This window comes from Actinoplanes oblitus (genome assembly GCF_030252345.1).
GTDB lineage: Bacteria > Actinomycetota > Actinomycetes > Mycobacteriales > Micromonosporaceae > Actinoplanes > Actinoplanes oblitus.
Map to the genome: position 1 here is coordinate 6,635,784 of NZ_CP126980.1, position 17,996 is coordinate 6,653,779.

General features: G+C 70.5%; 17 protein-coding genes. 3 read left to right on the forward strand and 14 right to left on the reverse strand.

Features of this window, described 5'->3' with window-relative positions:
• Positions 1 to 12: 12 nt before the first annotated feature.
• The 8 genes from Actob_RS29965 to Actob_RS30000 form a co-directional block, all read right to left on the reverse strand.
• A complete protein-coding gene (locus Actob_RS29965) occupies positions 13 to 603 on the reverse strand; it encodes a TetR/AcrR family transcriptional regulator (RefSeq protein WP_284915196.1) in 591 nt (196 codons plus the stop codon).
• 343 nt (positions 604 to 946) lie between these two features.
• Entirely contained in the window at positions 947 to 2,575 is a 1,629-nt protein-coding gene (locus tag Actob_RS29970) for an amidohydrolase (RefSeq protein WP_284915197.1), read from the reverse strand.
• Between the two features lie 12 nt (positions 2,576 to 2,587).
• Positions 2,588 to 3,841, reverse strand: a complete 1,254-nt coding sequence (locus Actob_RS29975; RefSeq protein WP_284915198.1) for a hypothetical protein — start codon at positions 3,839 to 3,841, stop codon at positions 2,588 to 2,590.
• 138 nt (positions 3,842 to 3,979) lie between these two features.
• On the reverse strand, positions 3,980 to 4,228 hold the full coding sequence (locus Actob_RS29980) for a hypothetical protein (protein ID WP_284915199.1): 249 nt from the start codon (positions 4,226 to 4,228) through the stop codon (positions 3,980 to 3,982).
• The gene (locus Actob_RS29985) at positions 4,225 to 5,418 is read right to left on the reverse strand and encodes a WXG100 family type VII secretion target (RefSeq protein ID WP_284915200.1); all 1,194 of its coding nucleotides are present in this window, start codon (positions 5,416 to 5,418) and stop codon (positions 4,225 to 4,227) included. The genes Actob_RS29980 and Actob_RS29985 overlap by 4 nt, the downstream gene beginning before the upstream one ends.
• On the reverse strand, positions 5,418 to 5,729 hold the full coding sequence (locus Actob_RS29990) for a type VII secretion target (RefSeq protein WP_284915201.1): 312 nt from the start codon (positions 5,727 to 5,729) through the stop codon (positions 5,418 to 5,420). The genes Actob_RS29985 and Actob_RS29990 overlap by 1 nt, the downstream gene beginning before the upstream one ends.
• An 8-nt stretch (positions 5,730 to 5,737) precedes the next feature.
• Positions 5,738 to 5,989: a hypothetical protein gene (locus tag Actob_RS29995; protein ID WP_284915202.1), complete on the reverse strand. Its 252-nt coding sequence runs from the start codon at positions 5,987 to 5,989 to the stop codon at positions 5,738 to 5,740.
• Positions 5,990 to 6,441: 452 nt separating this feature from the next.
• A complete protein-coding gene (locus Actob_RS30000) occupies positions 6,442 to 7,056 on the reverse strand; it encodes a hypothetical protein (protein WP_284915203.1) in 615 nt (204 codons plus the stop codon).
• Between the two features lie 257 nt (positions 7,057 to 7,313).
• Here Actob_RS30000 and Actob_RS30005 point away from each other — a divergent pair, with 257 nt between their 5' ends.
• Positions 7,314 to 8,021, forward strand: a complete 708-nt coding sequence (locus tag Actob_RS30005; RefSeq protein ID WP_284915204.1) for a laminin G domain-containing protein — start codon at positions 7,314 to 7,316, stop codon at positions 8,019 to 8,021.
• Between the two features lie 78 nt (positions 8,022 to 8,099).
• Here the strand turns inward: Actob_RS30005 and araA are convergent, their stop codons facing one another.
• The 5 genes from araA to Actob_RS30030 form a co-directional block, all read right to left on the reverse strand.
• The gene (gene araA, locus Actob_RS30010) at positions 8,100 to 9,584 is read right to left on the reverse strand and encodes an L-arabinose isomerase (RefSeq protein ID WP_284915205.1); all 1,485 of its coding nucleotides are present in this window, start codon (positions 9,582 to 9,584) and stop codon (positions 8,100 to 8,102) included.
• On the reverse strand, positions 9,581 to 10,603 hold the full coding sequence (gene yjfF / locus Actob_RS30015) for a galactofuranose ABC transporter, permease protein YjfF (protein WP_284915206.1): 1,023 nt from the start codon (positions 10,601 to 10,603) through the stop codon (positions 9,581 to 9,583). Before yjfF ends, araA begins: the two co-directional genes overlap by 4 nt.
• Positions 10,600 to 11,619 carry an ABC transporter permease gene (locus tag Actob_RS30020; RefSeq protein ID WP_284915207.1) on the reverse strand — a complete coding sequence of 340 codons (1,020 nt, stop codon included), beginning with the start codon at positions 11,617 to 11,619 and terminating at the stop codon, positions 10,600 to 10,602. Before Actob_RS30020 ends, yjfF begins: the two co-directional genes overlap by 4 nt.
• Complete coding sequence (locus Actob_RS30025) at positions 11,616 to 13,148, reverse strand: sugar ABC transporter ATP-binding protein (protein ID WP_284915208.1); 1,533 nt, start codon at positions 13,146 to 13,148, stop codon at positions 11,616 to 11,618. Before Actob_RS30025 ends, Actob_RS30020 begins: the two co-directional genes overlap by 4 nt.
• A gap of 67 nt (positions 13,149 to 13,215) precedes the next feature.
• Positions 13,216 to 14,211, reverse strand: a complete 996-nt coding sequence (locus Actob_RS30030) for an ABC transporter substrate-binding protein (protein WP_284915209.1) — start codon at positions 14,209 to 14,211, stop codon at positions 13,216 to 13,218.
• A gap of 319 nt (positions 14,212 to 14,530) precedes the next feature.
• Here Actob_RS30030 and Actob_RS30035 point away from each other — a divergent pair, with 319 nt between their 5' ends.
• Together Actob_RS30035 and Actob_RS30040 are read left to right on the forward strand one after the other, a co-directional pair.
• Entirely contained in the window at positions 14,531 to 15,526 is a 996-nt protein-coding gene (locus Actob_RS30035; RefSeq protein WP_284915210.1) for a LacI family DNA-binding transcriptional regulator, read from the forward strand.
• A 547-nt stretch (positions 15,527 to 16,073) separates the two neighbouring features.
• Entirely contained in the window at positions 16,074 to 16,796 is a 723-nt protein-coding gene (locus tag Actob_RS30040; RefSeq protein WP_284915211.1) for a hypothetical protein, read from the forward strand.
• 224 nt (positions 16,797 to 17,020) lie between these two features.
• Here Actob_RS30040 and Actob_RS30045 read toward each other — a convergent pair whose 3' ends face one another.
• Positions 17,021 to 17,953 (reverse strand): hypothetical protein, encoded by a 933-nt coding sequence (locus tag Actob_RS30045; RefSeq protein ID WP_284915212.1) that lies wholly within the window; start codon positions 17,951 to 17,953, stop codon positions 17,021 to 17,023.
• Between the last annotated feature and the right edge of the window lie 43 nt (positions 17,954 to 17,996).

Genomic DNA, 17,996 nt, shown 5'->3' on the forward strand with positions numbered 1-17,996 from the left:
GGGTTCCCTTGTTCAGTGGGTGTGAGAATGCCCGAGAGCGTCGTAGGCGACGTCGACGAGCGTGGTGACCGCGTCCGGGGTGAAGCAGTCGCGCAGCGCGACGCTGGCCACCGCGAGGGCGCCGAGCGCGCCGGTCACCCGGATCGCCCGCTCCGGCTTGGTGAGCTGCCCGGAGCCGAAGGTGTCGCCGGTGAACGGCTGGTCGCCGAAGGCGTCGGCCACCTCGTCGCCGATCGTCTGCAGCGCCGAGCCGAATTCGCTCTCCGGCTCGGCCAGCAGACAGGACAGCATCAGCGCCACGACGCCGGGCTGCCCGAGGGCCAGCCGGGCCATGCCGTCGATCACCGACCGGTCGCGGTCCGGGCCGGGCGGCAGCGGCGCGGCGGCCGCCGCGACCTCCCGGATCTGCCCCACGCAGCGCCCGATGACCGCCTCCTGCAGCGCCTCCTTGGTCGGGAAGCGGTGTAGCAGGCCGGTCTTGGAGTAACCCACCGCGTCGGCGATGCGCTGCACCGAGGTCTCCCGGAAGCCGTGCCGGGCGAAGAGGCCGGCCGCGGCGTCGAGGATCTCGTCGTCGATCTGCTGCTTGGTGGGGCGGGGCATAGGACCACCGTAGACCGTAATGGACCAGACCGGTCCGTCAGGGACCGTGTTAGTCCCCACAACTCTCCGGGGTTTGATCTCCGGTTGGCACGAGAACCCCGCCGAACCGCAGTGTCCCGAACTCCCGCCGGCGGCAGGCGGGATTCGGCAAAGGTCGGACGTCACGTGCCTCGCGTGCCCACCGTTCGTCTGCCCCGCCCAGAAGATCTTCCGGCGGTTGACAGGGGGTGGCGGAGCCGGGAAACACCAGCGGGAAAACGCCCGCGACTTGCCACATGTGCCCGGAGCTGGACGAGACCGCGACCCGCGCGGTCGCCGACCGGTCGGTTGACTTTCTGCTGGCTCACGCCCCGTGGACGGGCACGCCGTCCACGAAGGTCATCGCGACAGTGGCGTCCCCGATCTCGGCGGCCGGGGCCCGGAACGGGTCCCGGTCCAGCACCACCAGGTCGGCGCGGAAGCCGGGGCGGATGCTGCCGGTGTCGTCGAGGTGGTTCACGAACGCCGACCCGGCGGTGTACGCGGTCAGCGCCGCCGCCAGGTCCAGCCGCTGCGCGGGCAGGAACGCGGGGTACCCGCTGCCGTGGTGTGCCCGGTTCACCGCGACGTGGACGCCCTGCAGCGGATCCGGCGTGGTGACCGGCCAGTCGCTGCCGGCCGCCAGGTGCACCCCGGCCCGCAGCAGGTCACCGAACGGGTACTGCCGCTCGGCGAGGGCCGGCTCCAGGAACGGGATGGTCAGCTCGTCCATCTGCGGCTCGTGCGACGCCCAGAACGGCTGCAGGTTCGCGCTCGCTCGCAGTTGCCGGAAGCGCGGGATGTCGTCGGGGTGGACGACCTGCAGATGTGCCAGGTGCGGCCGGGTGTCCCGGAACCCGTTGGCGGTGCGAGCCGCCGCGACCGCGTCCAGCGCCTCCCGGACCGCCCGGTCGCCGAGCGCGTGGAAGTGCGTCTGGAAGCCGTGCGCGTCCAGCTCGGTGACGTAGCCGCGCAGCGCGGCCGGGTCGATGAACGAGAGGCCGGCGTTCGTCGTCGCGCAGCCGCACGCGTCGCGGTACGGCCGGGTCATCGCCGCGGTGAAGTTCTCCGCGACGCCGTCCAGCATCAGTTTCACGCTGTCCGCGCGCAGCCGGCCGACGGTGTGCTTGTCCCGCTTGGCCAGCAGCTCCGGGATCTGCTCGGCGCCGCGGTCGCGGTCCCACCACAGCGCGCCGACCACGGTGGCGGTGAGCCGGCCGGTGCCGGCCGCCTCCAGATAGGCGTCGGCGACGTCCGGGTAGCCGTTCGTGGCGCACAGCATGGCGTCCTGCCAGGCGGTGACGCCCAGCGAGTGCAACAGGGCCTGCGCGCGGAGCAGCCCGGCCAGCCGCTCGGCCCGGGTGACCTCGGGCAGCAGCCGCGCCACCAGTCGCATGGCGCCCTCCTGCAGGCCGCCGGCCGGGACACCGTCGGGGCGGCGGTCGATCCGGCCGTCGACCGGATCCGGGGTGCCCGCGTCGATGCCGGCCAGCTCCAGCGCGCGGCTGTTCACCCACGCGCCGTGATGGTCCCGGTTGATCAGGTAGACCGGGCGGTCCGGGACGACCCGGTCGAGCAGCTCCCGGCCGGGCACCCCGCCGGGGAAGACCTCCATGGCCCAGCCGCCGCCGCTGATCCACGCGAGGCCCGGGTGGGCGTCGGCGTAGTCGCGCACCCGGCGCAGGTAGTCGTCGAGGTCGGGGGCGCCGGTCAGGTCGCACTGGCCGAGTTCCACGCCACCCATGACGGCGTGCACGTGCGCGTCCTGGAAGCCGGGCAGCAGCAGCCGCCCGGCCAGGTCGATCGTCTCGGCGCCGGGACGGGCGAGGTCGCGTACGTCGTCGGCGCCGACAGCGAGAATCCGCCCGTCCCGGACCACCACCGTGGTCGTGGCCCCGCGCAGCGGGTCGGCGGTGAAGACGGAGCCGTTGGTGAAGACCAGATCTCCCGACATCCGCCCATGCAATCACGCCCCGAGCGCCACCAGGGGGTCACCCGCCGCACCGATCGGCGCGCGGCCGGCGGCGGCCGGGGCGGACCGCCGGGAACCCGCGGCCAGCAGGGCCGCCAGCACCACGAGACAGGCCGCCGCGCCCGGGACCTGCCGGCCGGCCAGCCCGGCGAGGACCGCCGCGTAGCCCAGCAGCAGCGCCAGCAGCTGCCGCCGGGAACCCTCGGTGCTCAGCGCGAACGCCAGCAGGGTGGCCACCGCGACCGGCCCCCAGTAGTACTGCAACGTCACCGGGTCGACGAACATCCGCACCAGCAGGGCGGTGGCCGGCGCCGCCGCGTGGACGACCCGCTGCCCGCGGCACCGCCAGGCGACCGCCGCGCAGCCACCCGCCACCAGCACCGCCTGCACCAGCCGCAGCGGCCAGCTCACCGCCGCCAGGTCCGGCAGGATCAGGTGCACCAGGCTGTCCGGATCCACGTTCCACACGTGGCGGAACATCCCGAAGTGCCCGGCAGCCACGAACGGCAGGTACCCCGCCACCCCGATCAGCCCGGCCGGCACCCCGGTCCGCAGCGCCCGGCGCAGCCCGCCCGACGCCAGCAGGCAGGGGAAACCCAGAATCGCCCAGGGGGCGATGGCGACCGAGACACCCAGGAGCGCGGCGGCCGTCCCGGTTCGCCCACGGCTGTGCCAGAGACTTGCGTACGCCCACAGCGCCGGGATCGCGAGCTCGACCGGATGCCCCCACCACGGCACGGGTACCTCAAGCCAGATCAGGGCGAGATGGCCGGCCGCCACCTCGCGCAGCGCCGCCAGTTGCCAGCCCGCTCCGGGTCGCCCGTCCGGTCCGGTCCCCTGACGGCCTCCGCCGGGCCGACCGTCCGGTCCGGTCCCCTGACGGCTTGCTCCGGGCCGACCGTTTGCTTCGGTCCCCCGCCGGCCGGCCGGGCCGAATCGGCGGCACAGCGCCATCGCGCCGAGCACCAGGCCCACGTTCACCGCCACGCGGACCGGCAGGGCCGGCGTGTAGTCGTGGCCGCCGATCATCAACACCCGGCTGAGCAGTAACTGCAGCGGCCCGGCCTGGTTCCACCCGGAGTCGTAGACACCGTCGAGATGCCCGTCGAGGATCCGCTGCCCGGCGGCGGCGAACTCCATCATGTCCAGCGGCTCGGCCGGCAGCAGCACGGCGAACCCGGCGGCGAGCAGCGCCACGGCGACCCAGCGAGCCCGCAGCAACGGCTCCACCCAGCGAGGGAGAGTCATGACCGTCTGATCGGCAGCGGCCCGGCCCAGCCGGTTGCGCTTCCGGGGCCGCTCCGGAGCCGATCAGGTGCGAGGCCGGGAACACATCCCCAGCCCCCATCGTCGGGGAACTGGGTGAAGAGGGGTGCGTCCTGTTGGTCATTCGCGGGCCAGTACAGCACCTTCCTGGATGGCGCTCGCAAGATCCGACTCGACGGCGACCGTGGTGTGCGACGACGCCGCGTGAAGTTCGATGGATCGCACGACCGCGAGGCCGGCGGCGACACCGCCATCCCAGACAGTCAGCTCGTCACCGATCCGCAAAGCCTCCCCTTCCAGACGCCCCGTGACGAATAGCCACGGGCGGCTCGAAAGGTGGTGGACTCTCTCCACGATGAGCCGAGTCATGTCCGGTTCCTCCTCCAAGTCTCGACGAATCGCTCCTCCGCTTGGTAGGCCTCATCCTCCAACGGCCCGGTCATGGTCGTGATCCGGCCCTCCTCGTGTTGACGGACGTGCACACTCTCATGCCCAAGAGTCCGGACCAGGGTCTCCTCGTCCTGGAACGCCGCAGGGCCCAACTGGACCCCGAGCGAGTCGGTCCTGGCCACCGCACCCTGAAAGTCGAGGTAGGCGACGTCGTCGGCGCTCTCGACGACCTCGACCGGAACTCCCCGGAAATCGACGCCCGCGAGTTCGCCGTAGGTTTGCACGGTCTCCGCCGTTCGCGGCAACCCGACGCCCTGATCGAGAACCTCACGATTCGACAAGGCGCCGGAACGCGAGTACAGGCCAGTGCCACGCCGCGGTGCCGGATTCGCCGGATCGGCTCGGCTCAACCGACCGAGCAACTGCTTGAGACGGTCCAGAATGCCGGCGAGTTCGGCGAGCCTGCCGTTCAGGCGGCGCAAGCTGTTCAGCAGGGCCCGGATGAAGCGCTGGATCCGGTTGGCCCAGGTGGCGACCAGGGCAGCGACCTGCCCGGCTACCACCGGGGTGGCCAGACCAAGCGTGACGCCTTCCTCAGCCAGCCACTGCGGCAACCGAACCGCAAGCGTCGCCACGAACTGCGCGATCAGGTCACGAACGATCTCGCGGACCATTCCCACCAGGAGGCCGGCGCCTTCGACCGCGTACGAGATCGCGTTCGTCGCGGTTGCGATGCCCTCGATCGCAGCGAGGTGCTCGGCGGCATGAGCGCGGTAGGCGTCACCGGACGCGCCATCCCAGCCGGCGACCTGTGTCCGGATCGCTGCCGCGTACTGCTGATGGGTCTGCGTCGCAGCGGCTGAGACGTTACGCCAAGTCGCCGCGTGCGCGGCGATCTCACCGGGCCTGCCGGCCAGCCAGTCGAGCGCGTCTTTCAGCGGCTGGACATGCTCCATCAGCCAGCCGACACCCCAGGCGAACAGCGAGCCGAACGGATCGACCGCCACCGCCAGAGCGTCGAGACTCCCGCCGACACCGCCCAGAGCGGCATCGACCCAACTGTTGCTCTGAATGCCATCGCTGATCTGCCGGACATCCTCGGCCAGCCCCAGGCCGGTGGACCAGGTGGTCGTGCTTTGCGCCGGCGCGACCAGCGGATCGTGGCTCACTACGGCGACCCGGGACCACGGGCCGATTCGGTCAAATGCCGGGCGCTCTCGAAATCAGCATTCTCGATGACCTCTGCGGCCGCGCGAAGCTTGAAGGCCGTCTCGGACAGCGCGTCCACCGCGCCGTTCAACACCTCGACCGCGCCACCGAACAAAGGACTCAACAGGCCGGGGAGGAATCGACACACCTCCCCGTACGCCTGGCTGTCCATGGTGACCTCACGCACCGTGGATCTGGCCAGCTCCAGCTGCCCGGCAGCCTCGCTGACCGCGGCAGCGTGCTGCCGGACCGCCTCGGCCGGGAACCGCATCCCGGCGGTCATCGGTCTTCCCGCCTGCCCGAGGACGGGAAACGGGAGCCGAACGAGCCGATCACCGCCCGGCCGGTCTCACTGTCCGACCCGACCGTGACCCGCACCGCCTCGTCACAACCGGTCGCCGATCCGGTCGACGTCGCCACCCGCCGAGCCAGGTCAACACTGCGCTCGGCCTGAACGTTCACTTGCGAAACCCACGAATCCAGCCACTGCTCCGCAGCACCGAGATCACTCACCAGGCGGCCCGCTTTCATCGATGTCCATCGACACCCTAGCGGCCACCGGCCCGTCAATAAAGGAATCGCGCCGCCACCGGGTCCGCCCTCCGGCTCGTCGACGAGCAGGGTGGGCTGGGGGCCCGTTCAACGCGATGTTGCTGCAGCCCGCGCCGGGTGGCGCCCTGCAGGAGCTGGGCAGCGCGGTGCGCTGACCACCCGGGCCCGGGAGGCGGAAGGTGAACTGGTCGCACCCGGTGCACAAGGGCATCGGCCCGGAAGGGCTGACCAGGGAGCTGGAGCTGGCCGTGATCATCGGCGGGTCCGGGGACTGGTTGGGGCCGGCGGAGGCCGGTGCCACATCGCCGGGTTCACCGTGCTCAGCCAGGTGGACGGGATCGGGGAGATCCGCCGGCGGTTCGTGCGACCAGGGCGTACCGGAAAAGCGCAACGGTCCGGACCAGCGGCGGTCCGGACCGTTGTGAGGCGAGTCAGTCCTCGTCGTCGGCCTCGGCGTGGCCGTGCCGGGGGGCGGCCTCGATCTCCTCGGCGATCGGCTCCTCGTCGATCACCTCGGCGGTGACCTGCGGCGCGTCGGCCCAGAGGGCGCGCAGCTGGCCCTGCATGAACTGGGTGAGCCGGCCCCGGTACTCGCGGTCGAAGTTCTCCAGCGCCTCGATCTGCTGCTGGAGCGCCTCGCGCTTGGCGCCCAGGCTGCCCACCACGTCGTCGTAACGCTGCTGGGCCTGCAGCTTCAGCTGCTCGGCGCCGTGCAGCGCGTCGGCGCCGATGGTCTCGGCCCGCTGCCGGGCGTCGGCCACGATCTTGTCGGCGGCGCGGCGGGCCTCCTCCGCCCGGGCCTGCGCCTCGCGGGCCATCTGCTCCGCCGCGGCACGCGCCTCGGTGAGCACCCGGTCGGCCTCCTGGCGCACGTTGCTGGCGTGTGCCTGGGCGTCGCGGGCGATCTGCTCGGCGGCCGCCAGCGCGTCGGTGCGGATCTTGTCCGCGTGGTGCTGAGCGCTCGCGACGTGCTCCTCCGCGGTGCGCTGGGCCAGCGCCAGCACCTGCAGTGCCTGGTTGGGCAGTCCGGGGTTGGGTGCGATCACCTTGTGCTCCGAGGTCTCACCATCGGTCCCATTGAGCAGCACTTCGACACGTTCCTTATCTGATTGTCGGTGTTCCCACGGACCGGTCCCGCTGCGGCCGCCGAGGGGTCGTCAGCCATGATCGGCGGGATGCTACCAAGGTTGGCGAGGCTCGGAGAAGACCCCGCGGACGGGGATTTGCCTGGTTGATGGCTTATGAGGGTTTTCTGGCCATTAGTCTCATAAGGATTCCGTCCCGAAACCCCTCAAGGACCGCCATGCGACGTCGTTTCGCGCTGCTCAGCCTCCTGACCACGGCATCTCTGCTGACCGTCGCACCGATGCCGGCCCGCGCCGCGTACCCTTCCGACCTCGCCTCCTGGGCGATGGACGAGTCACCCGGCGCCCATTGGATGTCCGACAGCAGCGGAAACGGACTTGACGGGCAGATCGGCGGCGAGGTCGGCACCGGCCTGACGCTGAACGGCGCGACCGGCTACCGCTTCGACCGACTGCAGCCGGACACTCCGCCGGCGCACCCGGGCCACCTGGTCGTGGTTCCGGACGCTTCGGCGCTCAATCCCGGCGACCGGGACTACGCGGTGACGCTGCGGCTGCGCACCGTCAACCACTTCGGCAACATCATCCAGAAGGGCCAGGCCACCACCGGCGGCGGCAGCTTCAAGCTGGAGATCCCGAACGGGCGGGTGACCTGCTCGTTCCGCGGCGACCGGGGCATGCTGAAGGCGATCGCGCCGTCCGCCATCAACGACGGCGCCTGGCACGTGGTGACCTGCGTGCGGGTCAGCACCGGGGTGGCGCTGGCGATCGACGGGCGACGGGTGGCCGGGCGGCAGGGGTGGACCGGCACGATCCGCAACAACTGGCCGTTGACGATCGGCGGGAAGCTGGACTGCGACCAGCGGACGGTCGGGTGCGACTACTTCGCCGGCGACCTGGACTACGCGAAGATCCAAACCGCTTAGACCCGATCTTTCGTACGCCCTGAGCACCCGCCCGCGAGGCCGGGCCGGAACCCCGGACCGGCCTCGCGTCGTACCAGGTCAGCGGCCGAAGCCGCGCGCCAGCCGGTGGTACGCCTGGTTCCAGCGCACCTCCTTGGTGAACTGCCGGGTCGTCGTGTTCTCGTCGATCAGCAGCAGCTCGGTGCCCACCATGTCGGCCAGGTCGGCCAGCTCCTCCGCGCCGACCGCGGCGGAGAGCACGGTGTGGTGCGGTCCGCCGGCGGTCAGCCAGCACTCGGCCGACGTGGACAGCGACGGGGCCGGCTTCCAGACCGCCCGGGCGACCGGCAGCTTCGGCAGCGGCGCTGTCGGCGGGACCACCTCGACCTCGTTGGCGACCAGGCGGAACCGCTCACCCAGATCGGCCAGGCCGAGCACTATCGCCTTGCCCGGCTTCGCGTCGAAGACCAGGCGGACCGGGTCCTCGCGGCCGCCGATGCCGAGCGGGTGGATCTCCAGCTTCGGCTTGTCGGCCGCGATCGAGGGGCAGACCTCCAGCATGTGGGCGCCGAGGATGACCTCGTTGCCCGGCGTGAGGTCGTAGGTGTAGTCCTCCATGAACGAGGTGGCGCCGCCCGGGACCATCGCCTTGAGCGTGTGCACCAGCACCGAGGTCTTCCAGTCGCCCTCGCCGCCGAAGCCGTAGCCGTCGGCCATCAGGCGCTGCACGGCCAGGCCGGGAAGCTGCCGGAGCCCGCCGAGGTCCTCGAAGTTGCTGGTGAACGCCTTGAAGCCGCCCTCGGTGAGGAACTGCCGCAGCCCGAGCTCGATCTTCGCCCCGTAGCGGAGCGACTCCTTCCGGTCCGCCTTCAGCTCTTCCGAGATCTCGTAGGTGTCCGCGTATTCGGACACCAGCTTGTCGATCTCCGCATCGCCGACCTGGTCGACCACCGCGACCAGGTCGTTGACGCCGTAGGTGTTGACCGAGACGCCGAACTTGAGCTGCGCCTCGACCTTGTCCCCCTCGGTCACCGCGACGTCGCGCATGTTGTCGCCGAACCGGGCCAGCTTCAGGTTGCGCATCGCGGAGTAGCCGCGCGCCGCCCGCACCCAGGTCGCGATCCGGGCGACCACCGCCGGGTTGCTGACGTGCCCGGCCACCGTCTTGCGCGGTACGCCGAGCCGGCTCTCGATGAACCCGAACTCCCGGTCGCCGTGCGCGGCCTGGTTCAGGTTCATGAAATCCATGTCGATCTCGGACCAGGGCAGCGCCACGTTGTGCTGGGTGTGCAGGTGCAGCAGCGGGGCGCGCAGCGCGTCCAGGCCGGCGATCCACATCTTGGCCGGCGAGAACGTGTGCATCCAGGTGATCACGCCGAGCACGCCGGGCGTCGACGAGGCCCGGCGGCAGACGTCCAGGATCTGCTCGGCGCTGGTCAGCACGGGCTGCCAGACGACGTCGGCGTCGAGGTTGCGGTCCAGCTGTGACGCGATCTCCCGGGACTGCGAGGCGACCTGCTCCAGGGTCTCCGGCCCGTAGAGTCCCTGACTGCCGGTCAGGAACCAGATTTCCCCGTTGCTCATCGAGCCCTCCGTGTAACCAGTCGCTGCAGAACAATGAAGCCGAAGAGCAGGATGCCGACCACGATCCGGGTCCAGGCCGAGTTCAGGTTGCCCTGGAAGTTGATGATGGTCGAGATCAGGCCGAAGACCATCACGCCGAGCAGGGTGCCGAAGACGTAACCGGAACCGCCGGTCAGCAGCACCCCGCCGATGACGCAGGCGGCGATCGCGTCCAGCTCGGTGCCGGCGCCCTGCAGCGCGTGGCCCGAGGTGGAGTTGATCGTGTACAGCAGACCACCGAGCGCCGCGCAGAAGCCGCTGATCGTGTAGACCAGGACCCGGGTGCGGGCCACCGGCAGGCCCATCAGCAGCGCCGAGTCGGCGCTGCCGCCGATCGCGTAGACGTTGCGGCCGAACCGGGTCCAGGCCAGCACGCCGGCCGCGATCAGCACCGACACCAGCGCCACGACGGCGATCGGGGTGGTCTTGACCCCCTCGGCGAGCGGGATCCGCATGTCGGACAGCGTCCGCCACAGTTCGTCGCGGATCGGGATGGACTCCTGGTTGATGAACAGCGCCAGGCCCCGGGCCAGGAACAGCCCGGCCAGCGTGGCGATGAACGGCTCCACCTTGAAGTAGTGGATCACCGCGCCCATGCCGGCGCCGAGCAGCGCGCCGAGCACCAGCACCAGCGGCAGGACCACCAGCGGCGGCCAGCCGCCCTGCAACAGTGTCGCGGTGAGCGTGGTGGTGAGCGAGATGACCGCCCCGACCGACAGGTCGATGCCGCCGGTGAGGATCACGAAGGTCATCCCCACCGCGACGACCAGCAGCACCGCGTTGTCGCGGAACAGGTTGACCACCACGCTGGGCTCGTCGAAGTGCGCCAGGTTCGCCACCCCGCCGAGGTACATGGCGACCAGCAGGATCAGCGTCGCGAGGATCGGGATGTACTTGGTGTTCGGCCGGTAGACGCGGCGGCGCGGGTTGACCGGCGCGTTCTGCGCGACCTCCGGCGACACGTCGATGGTGGTTTTCATGCGGGAACCTCGGCTCGCACGGCGGGACGCGACTTGAATCGCCCGAACACCTTCTCGCGGAAGACAGGCGACTGGGACAGGCAGAGCGCGACCACGATGACCGCCTTGAACAGCAGTGTCGCCTTGGCCGGCACGCCGATGCCGACCACGGTGACCGTCAGGGTCTGGATCAGGATCGCGCCGATCACCGTGCCGATGATGGAGAACCGGCCGCCGATCAACGCGGTGCCCCCGATCACCACGGCCAGGATGGCGTCCAGCTCGATCAGGTTGCCGGCGTGGATGCTGTCGGCGCTCTTGATGTCCGCGGAGACGATCAGGCCGGCCAGCCCGGCGAAGGCGCCGGACACGATGTACACCATGACGGTGATCCGCCGGGCCCGGATGCCGGCCAGGCGGCTGGCGCTCGGGCTGCCACCGACCGACTCCAGCAGCAGGCCCAGCGCGGTCCGCCGGGTCAGCACCGTGGTCAGCGCGACCGCTGCCATGGCGATCAGGAAGGCCACCGGGAGGGTGAGGAAGAAGCCGGTGGCGATGGTCGCGTACGGGCTGGACTGCACGTTGATGATCTGCCCGTCGGTGATCAGCTGGGCCAGACCGCGGCCGGCCACCATGAGGATCAGCGTGGCGATGATCGGCTGGATGCCGACGACCGCCACCAGCGCGCCGTTCCAGAGGCCGAGCAGGGCCGAGACGGCGATCGCGACGAGCACGATGAGCAGCACCGCGCCGATCGCGTTCTGGTCGCTCAGGTCCTTGATCAGCAGACAGGCCACCGCACCGGAGATCGCCATCACCGAGCCGACCGACAGGTCGATGCCGCCGGTCGAGATGACCAGCGTCATGCCGAGCGCGACAAGCATCAGCGGGGCGCTGCCCCGGATGATGTCGATCAGCGTCCCGAACAGGTGCCCGTCGTGGATGGTGAGGAACTGGTGTGACGTGAACACGTTGACGATCAGCATCGCCACCAGGATGGCGATCGGCCAGAACAGCCGGTTCTTCAGGATGGTCATGAGCTTGCTCCGCTGGCGATGGTCTGCATGATGCGGTCGGCGTCGACCTCGGCGGTGTTCTCCAGCTCCTCGATCAGCCGCCGGTCTCGCAGCACCTCGATCTTGTGGCTGAGCCGGAGCACCTCCTCCAGCTCGGCGCTGACGAAGAGCACCGCCATGCCGCCGTCGGAGAGCTCGGCGACCAGTTTCTGGATCTCCGCCTTGGCGCCGACGTCGATGCCCCGGGTCGGCTCGTCGATGATCAGCAGCCGCGGCTCGGTGATCAGCCAGCGGGCCAGCAGCACCTTCTGCTGGTTGCCGCCGGACAGGTTGCGGACCGGGCGCTCCGGGTCGGCCGGGCGGATCTGCAGCGCCTTGATGTACTTGTCGACGATCTCGTCCTGCCGGCGACGCGGGATCGGCCGGGTCCAGCCGCGCGACGCCTGCAGCGCCAGGATGATGTTCTCCCGGACGCTGAGGTCGCCGATGATGCCCTCGGTGCGGCGGTTCTCCGAGGAGAAGGCGATCCCCCGCTTCATCGCCACCTGCGGGTCGCGCAGCGTGACGGGCTTGCCGTCCACGCGGAGCTCGCCCTGGTCCGGCTTGTCCGCGCCGAAGAGCAGCCGGGCCAGCTCGGTGCGGCCGGAGCCGAGCAGGCCGGCCAGGCCGACCACCTCGCCCTCGTGGATGGTCAGGTCGAACGGGGCGATCGCGCCCGTCCGGCCGACACCCTTGGCCTGCAGGACCGGCTCCGCGCCGGCGCTCCTGGTGCGGGACCGCTGGGCCTTGTCCTCCAGGCCCTCCAGCGTCGCGAGCTCCTTGCCGATCATCTTCTCGACCAGCTGCACCTGGGACAGCTCGGCGGTCTTGTACTCGCCGATCAGCTGGCCGTTGCGCAGCACGGTGAGCCGGTCGGAGATCTCGTAGATCTGGTCGAGGAAGTGCGAGACGAACAGGATCGCCACGCCCTCGCCCTTGAGCCGGCGCATCACCCGGAACAGCTGCTCGACCTCGGAGGCGTCCAGGCTGGAGGTCGGCTCGTCGAGGATCAGCACCCGGGCCTCGATGTCGACGGCCCGGGCGATCGCCACCATCTGCTGGATGGCCAGCGAGTAGGTGCTCAGCGGCGCGGACACGTCCAGGTCCAGGTCGAGCCGCTTGAGCAGCTCGGCGGCCCGGCGGCGCATCTGGCCCCAGCGGATCTTGCCGAAGGTCCGCGGCTCCCGGCCGATGAAGATGTTCTCCGCGACGGTGAGGTTGGTGCAGAGGTTGACCTCTTGGTAGACGGTGCTGATCCCGGCCTTCTGGGCGGCCAGCGGCCCGGTGATCCGGACCTGCTTCCCGCTCAGCGCGATGTCGCCGCCGTCGATCTCGTAGACGCCGGTGAGCACCTTGATCAGCGTGGATTTGCCGGCGCCGTTCTCGCCCATCAGGGCGTGCACCTCGCCGGGGAACAGACGGAAGTCGACGCCGTCCAGGGCGACGACGCCGGGGAAGACCTTGCGGATGCCGGTCATCTCGAGGACCGGTTTTGTGGTGGGTTCGCCCATCGTGCGCTCCGTTCCGCGCGGTGCGGTCCACCCCGAGAGCCCCGGGGTGGACCGCACCTGCCGTGAATCAGTACTTGCGGTCCGGGAGGGCGGCCTTGGCCTGCTCCTGGGTGAAGGTGGTCTCCTCGGTGAGGACCCGCTGCGGGACCTCCTCCTTGTTCTTCACCTTCTTGGCCAGGTCCATCAGCTGCGGGCCGAGGAGCGGGCTGCACTCCACGATGTAGTTGATCTTGCCCTCGGAGAGGGCGGTCATGCCGTCCTTGACCGCGTCCACCGTGATGATCTTGATGTCCTTGCCCGGCTTCTTGCCGGCCGCCTCGATCGCCTCGATGGCGCCGAGACCCATGTCGTCATTGTGCGCGTAGAGAACGTCGATGTCCGGGGTGGACTGCAGGATGCTCTCCATCGTCGTCTTGCCCTCGGCCCGGGTGAAGTTACCGGACTGCGACTTGACGACCTTGATGTTCGGGTTCGCCTTGATCGCCTCGGCGAAGCCCTTCTGCCGGTCGATGGCCGGCGCCGCGCCGACGGTGCCCTGCAGCTCGACGACGTTGACCGGCTCGTTCTTGCCCTCGTACTGCTTGACCAGCCAGTCGCCGGCCTCCTTGCCCTCCTTGATGAAGTCCGAGCCGAGGAAGCTCTTGTAGAGCGAGGTGTCCTGCGAGTCGACGGCGCGGTCGGTCAGGATCACCGGGATGCCGGCGTCCTTCGCGTCCTTGAGCACCGAGTCCCAGCCCGAGGTGACCACCGGCGAGAAGGCGATGACGTCGACCTTCTGCGTGATGAAGCCGCGGATGGCCTCGATCTGCTTCTCCTGCTTGCCCTGGGCGTCCGAGAACTTCAGCTCGATGCCCTTTTCCTTGGCGGCGTCCTGGATCGACTTGGTGTTCGCGGTCCGCCAGCCACTCTCGGCACCGACCTGGGAGAAGCCCATGACCAGCTTGCCGTCGCTGGAACCGGAGCCGCCCGAGCCGGCGTCGTCGCTCTTGCTGCCACAGCCGGCGAGCGCCGACACGGCCAGCAGGCCCGTCAGCGCCGCCGCCATCATCTTCACGCGCACCATTACCTCCGTAACTGTTACCGTTAACAAACAAGCCAGCGAACGACAGCACGTGACGTCGCTGGGGAGATTGCCGAGTAGCTGCGACCGCTGTCACAGCTTGCGTTTCGTGAGTGTTACCGTTCTCAACGTGCCCGTCAAGAGATCAGGTTCGCTGTTTCAGACAGATTGCAAGAACGGCGTTATCACTCGCAGCCATCACCCGGTCACCTGGTAGACACGTCCAATGCCGACCTCGGACCACGCACCGGACCTCGAACCGGCTGCCCAGATGCCCTCACCCGCCCTTCGGCCGCGATCCGGCAAGGAGCGGGGAAGCGTCATGCGGGACGTCGCGAAGCTGGCCGGCGTGTCCCACCAGACCGTCTCCCGGGTGATCAACGATCATCCCAACGTCCGGGCGGAGACCAGGGAACGCGTGCTCGCCGCGATGCGCTCGCTCAACTACCGGCGCAACCTCGCGGCCCGCACCCTGGCCACCCGGGAGTCACGCACGCTCGGCATCATCGGCTTCGAGACCACACTCTTCGGTCCCGAGTCGATGCTTTACGGCATCGAGAGCGCCGCCCGCGCCGCCGGATACCTGGTCAGCGTCGCCACCGTCCGCGAACTGGCGCACCGCCCGGTCCTCGAGGCGGTCGACCGCCTCGCCCAGCACGACGTCGACGGCATCATCGCGATCGCCCCGAAACCCGCCGTCACCACCGCCCTCACCCACGCCCCGACCGGTCTGGCGTGCGTCGCGGTGGGCGGCGCCGGTTCCGGCGCCGATCCCTTTCCCACGGTACGCGTGGACAACGCGGCCGGGGCTCGCATCGCCACCCAGCACCTGCTCGACCTCGGCCACGCCACCGTGCACCACGCGGCCGGGCCACCCGACTGGCCGGAGGCGCAGGCCCGGGTCGACGGCTGGCGGGAGACGCTCTACGCGGCCGGGGCCGTGGTGCCGCCGGTGACGCCGGGGTGGTGGGACGCCGCTGCCGGTTACGAGCAGGGGCGCCGGCTGGCCGCCGACCCGTCGGTGACCGCGGTGTTCTGCGCCAACGACCGGATCGCGCTGGGCATGCTGCGGGCGCTGCACGAGGCCGGGCGGCGGGTGCCGGAGGAGGTGAGCGTGGTCGGTTTCGACGACATGCCGGACTCGGGGTATTTCCTGCCGCCGCTGACCACTGTGCACCAGGACTTCGCCGAGATGGGGCGGCGGGCGCTGGCCCTCCTGCTGCACCACATGGCCCACGCGGACGGCGAAAGCCCGCCGTCGAACGTCATCGTCGCCCCGGAGCTGGTCCGGCGCGCGAGCACCGCTGCCCGCTCCTGATCCATCCCGGTCACCGCCCCGGCTGCCGGTCACCTCGGCGTGTTCTCACGTGGTCACGCGACTGCGGGCAGGGGTTGATCCGCCTCACCCGCAGTGGTGAATGAACCCGCCTCGCCGCACTCATCGCCGTTACAGTCCGAGAGGTGTTCGACGGCGACACAGGATCATCGATCCACCCGGCACACCGCCGGGCTCACCGAGCGCGCCGGTTGTCCGCTATCGTCGGCCCCTACGCCACTCGCTCGCCGTCCTCGCCTCACCTGACGGCTCCCCCGGCGGCGCGCCTCGTCCCCGCGTCGGGTTTCGCCGTTTCCGGCCGCACCCCGGCCAGCGCCCCGTCAGTTCCGACCATCCCCGCCGGACCCGGCCGGCGTCTCCGACCCGGCGAGCCACTGGCTCACGCCGCGCACCGGGCGGCATTCGTCACCACCCGGAGATATCCGGACATCAGCACCGGCCGCCGATTCCGAGGGTGGACCAGAGACCGCTGAACTGCCTGCGTAGAGCTGATCTGTCGTAGGGAGCGACGAAAGGACAGGTGATCGGATTGGGAACGCGATCCGGGTTCTCCGGAAACGTCCCGGGATGGCTGCGCCGCCGACGGCACCCCCGGCTCTCCGGCACTCTCCGCATCCGTGACGCCGTCGGCCGCGACCTCACCATCCCGCTCCGCGGCCGAGCCGCCGTCCTCACCACCGGCGGCACCGGCCTGACCGGCCACGGCGAAGTCTGGGCCGTACACACCGACCCGGACGCCACAGTGACCAGCTTGATGATCTGCTACGGCCGGACCGACTCCCCCGGCGACCGCGAATCCGGCCTCTGTCCATCCGGCGCCACCGTCACGCTCGCCGGAACCCAGTTCACCTGGCACTGCCCCACCACCAGCCCGGAACCCGGCCCGGCAGCCGCGAGCATCCCGCACCCCCGCCCAGCCGCCACAGCGCCCAGGCCCGACGGCGCGACCGCCGAAGTCAGCGACACGGCCGACGCCGCAGCCGGCGGGACGGTGAACGCGGCGACCACGGGCAGCCACCGCGCAGCGAGCAGCGGCGCGGACGGCGGGAGCCGCGACACGGACAGCACCACGACCAACCGGAGGCGCGACACCGACAGCGCCGCGACCAACCAGAGCCGGGACACGGGCAACATCGCCCCGTCGGCCGGGCGGGATCCTGGTTCGGGTCGCAACGTACGGCCACCGCTTCCCCGCACCGGTAACAGCCGGGTCACCCCGTCCGGGCTGCGCCAGCCCTCGCCGGAGACATAGTGCCTTCCGGCCGGAGCGCCGGAGATCGCCCGACCCACCGTGAGCCACGGAGCCGGCCCGTCCCGCCACCCGCGGGCGTGGTGCGGGAGACGGGGCGAGCGCTCCGCGGCGTACCGAAAGGGTGGAGTGCTTGGCGCGGCCTGGGACGGTGGGCGGACCTCGGGCCGAGCGGACCTGAGCGACTCGCGTGCGACGAAGCGACCGCGACGGAGCGGCACGGGTGGTCAGGCGAGTTGCGCGATGAGGTCGCGGAAGGTGGCGAAGGCCGGCTTCGGGGTGTAGTCGTCGCGGAGGATACCCAGCTGGAAGAGCGGGTCGGGGGTGGCGGAGTTGGCGTCGCGGAGAGCGTGGTGCTCGTAGGTGTCGATGTTGAGGGTGGTGGCGTGGGCCGACACCAGGTCGACGACGAGGGCCAGCACCTCGGCCTGGCGGGACTCGGGACGGTCCGGACCGGTGCCCCAGCCGTGCTCGCAGATGTGGATCGGGAGCGTGCCGGGCAGGCCGGCGGCGGCCAGGCTCTGGGTGCGGAAACCGGTCAGCGCGGCGGCGACGACCTCGGACAGATCGCCGGGCGCGATGGGGCGGAAGACATCCGGGAAGAAGTCGAGGCCGGCGTAATCGAGGGCGTCCCGGAACTCGTCGCCGCCACGTTTGCCGAGATCGGTCCAGAACTCCTGGGCGGGGTCGAAGTCCAGGGTGGAGTTGCAGCCGATGCGCACGTCGAGCCCGAGACGGCCCGCCTCGCGTCTGGCCTCGATGACGCCGGCGACCACAGCGTCCCGGACGACCGGCGAGCCGCCGTCACCGCCCAGACCGGCATGGTTCGGCTCCTCGGCGATCTGCAGGCAGGCCAGACGGTCGCCGTGCCGGCGCAGCTGGGTGCGGAGGAATTCGAGCCAGCCGGTGAGATCCGGGTTGTCCGAGCGGAAGCAGGTGACCAGGTCCAGGCGGCGGTGACCGGTGGCGAACTGGACCGGCTCGGGCGGGGCCTCGGGCACCCGGGGCGGCTCGTCGGCGTAGTGCACATAGCCACGGACCAGGGAGACCCCCAGCTCGTCGAGGGCGGCCACGATCCTGGCGGGATCGTCGGGCGGGCCCTGGGTCTCCGGGTCGTCGGTGAGGTGGCCGCCCGGGTAGATGCCGAAGGTGAGAGTCATGCCGACACCATAGGCGATTCTTGGTGTCACACCAAGTTTTAAG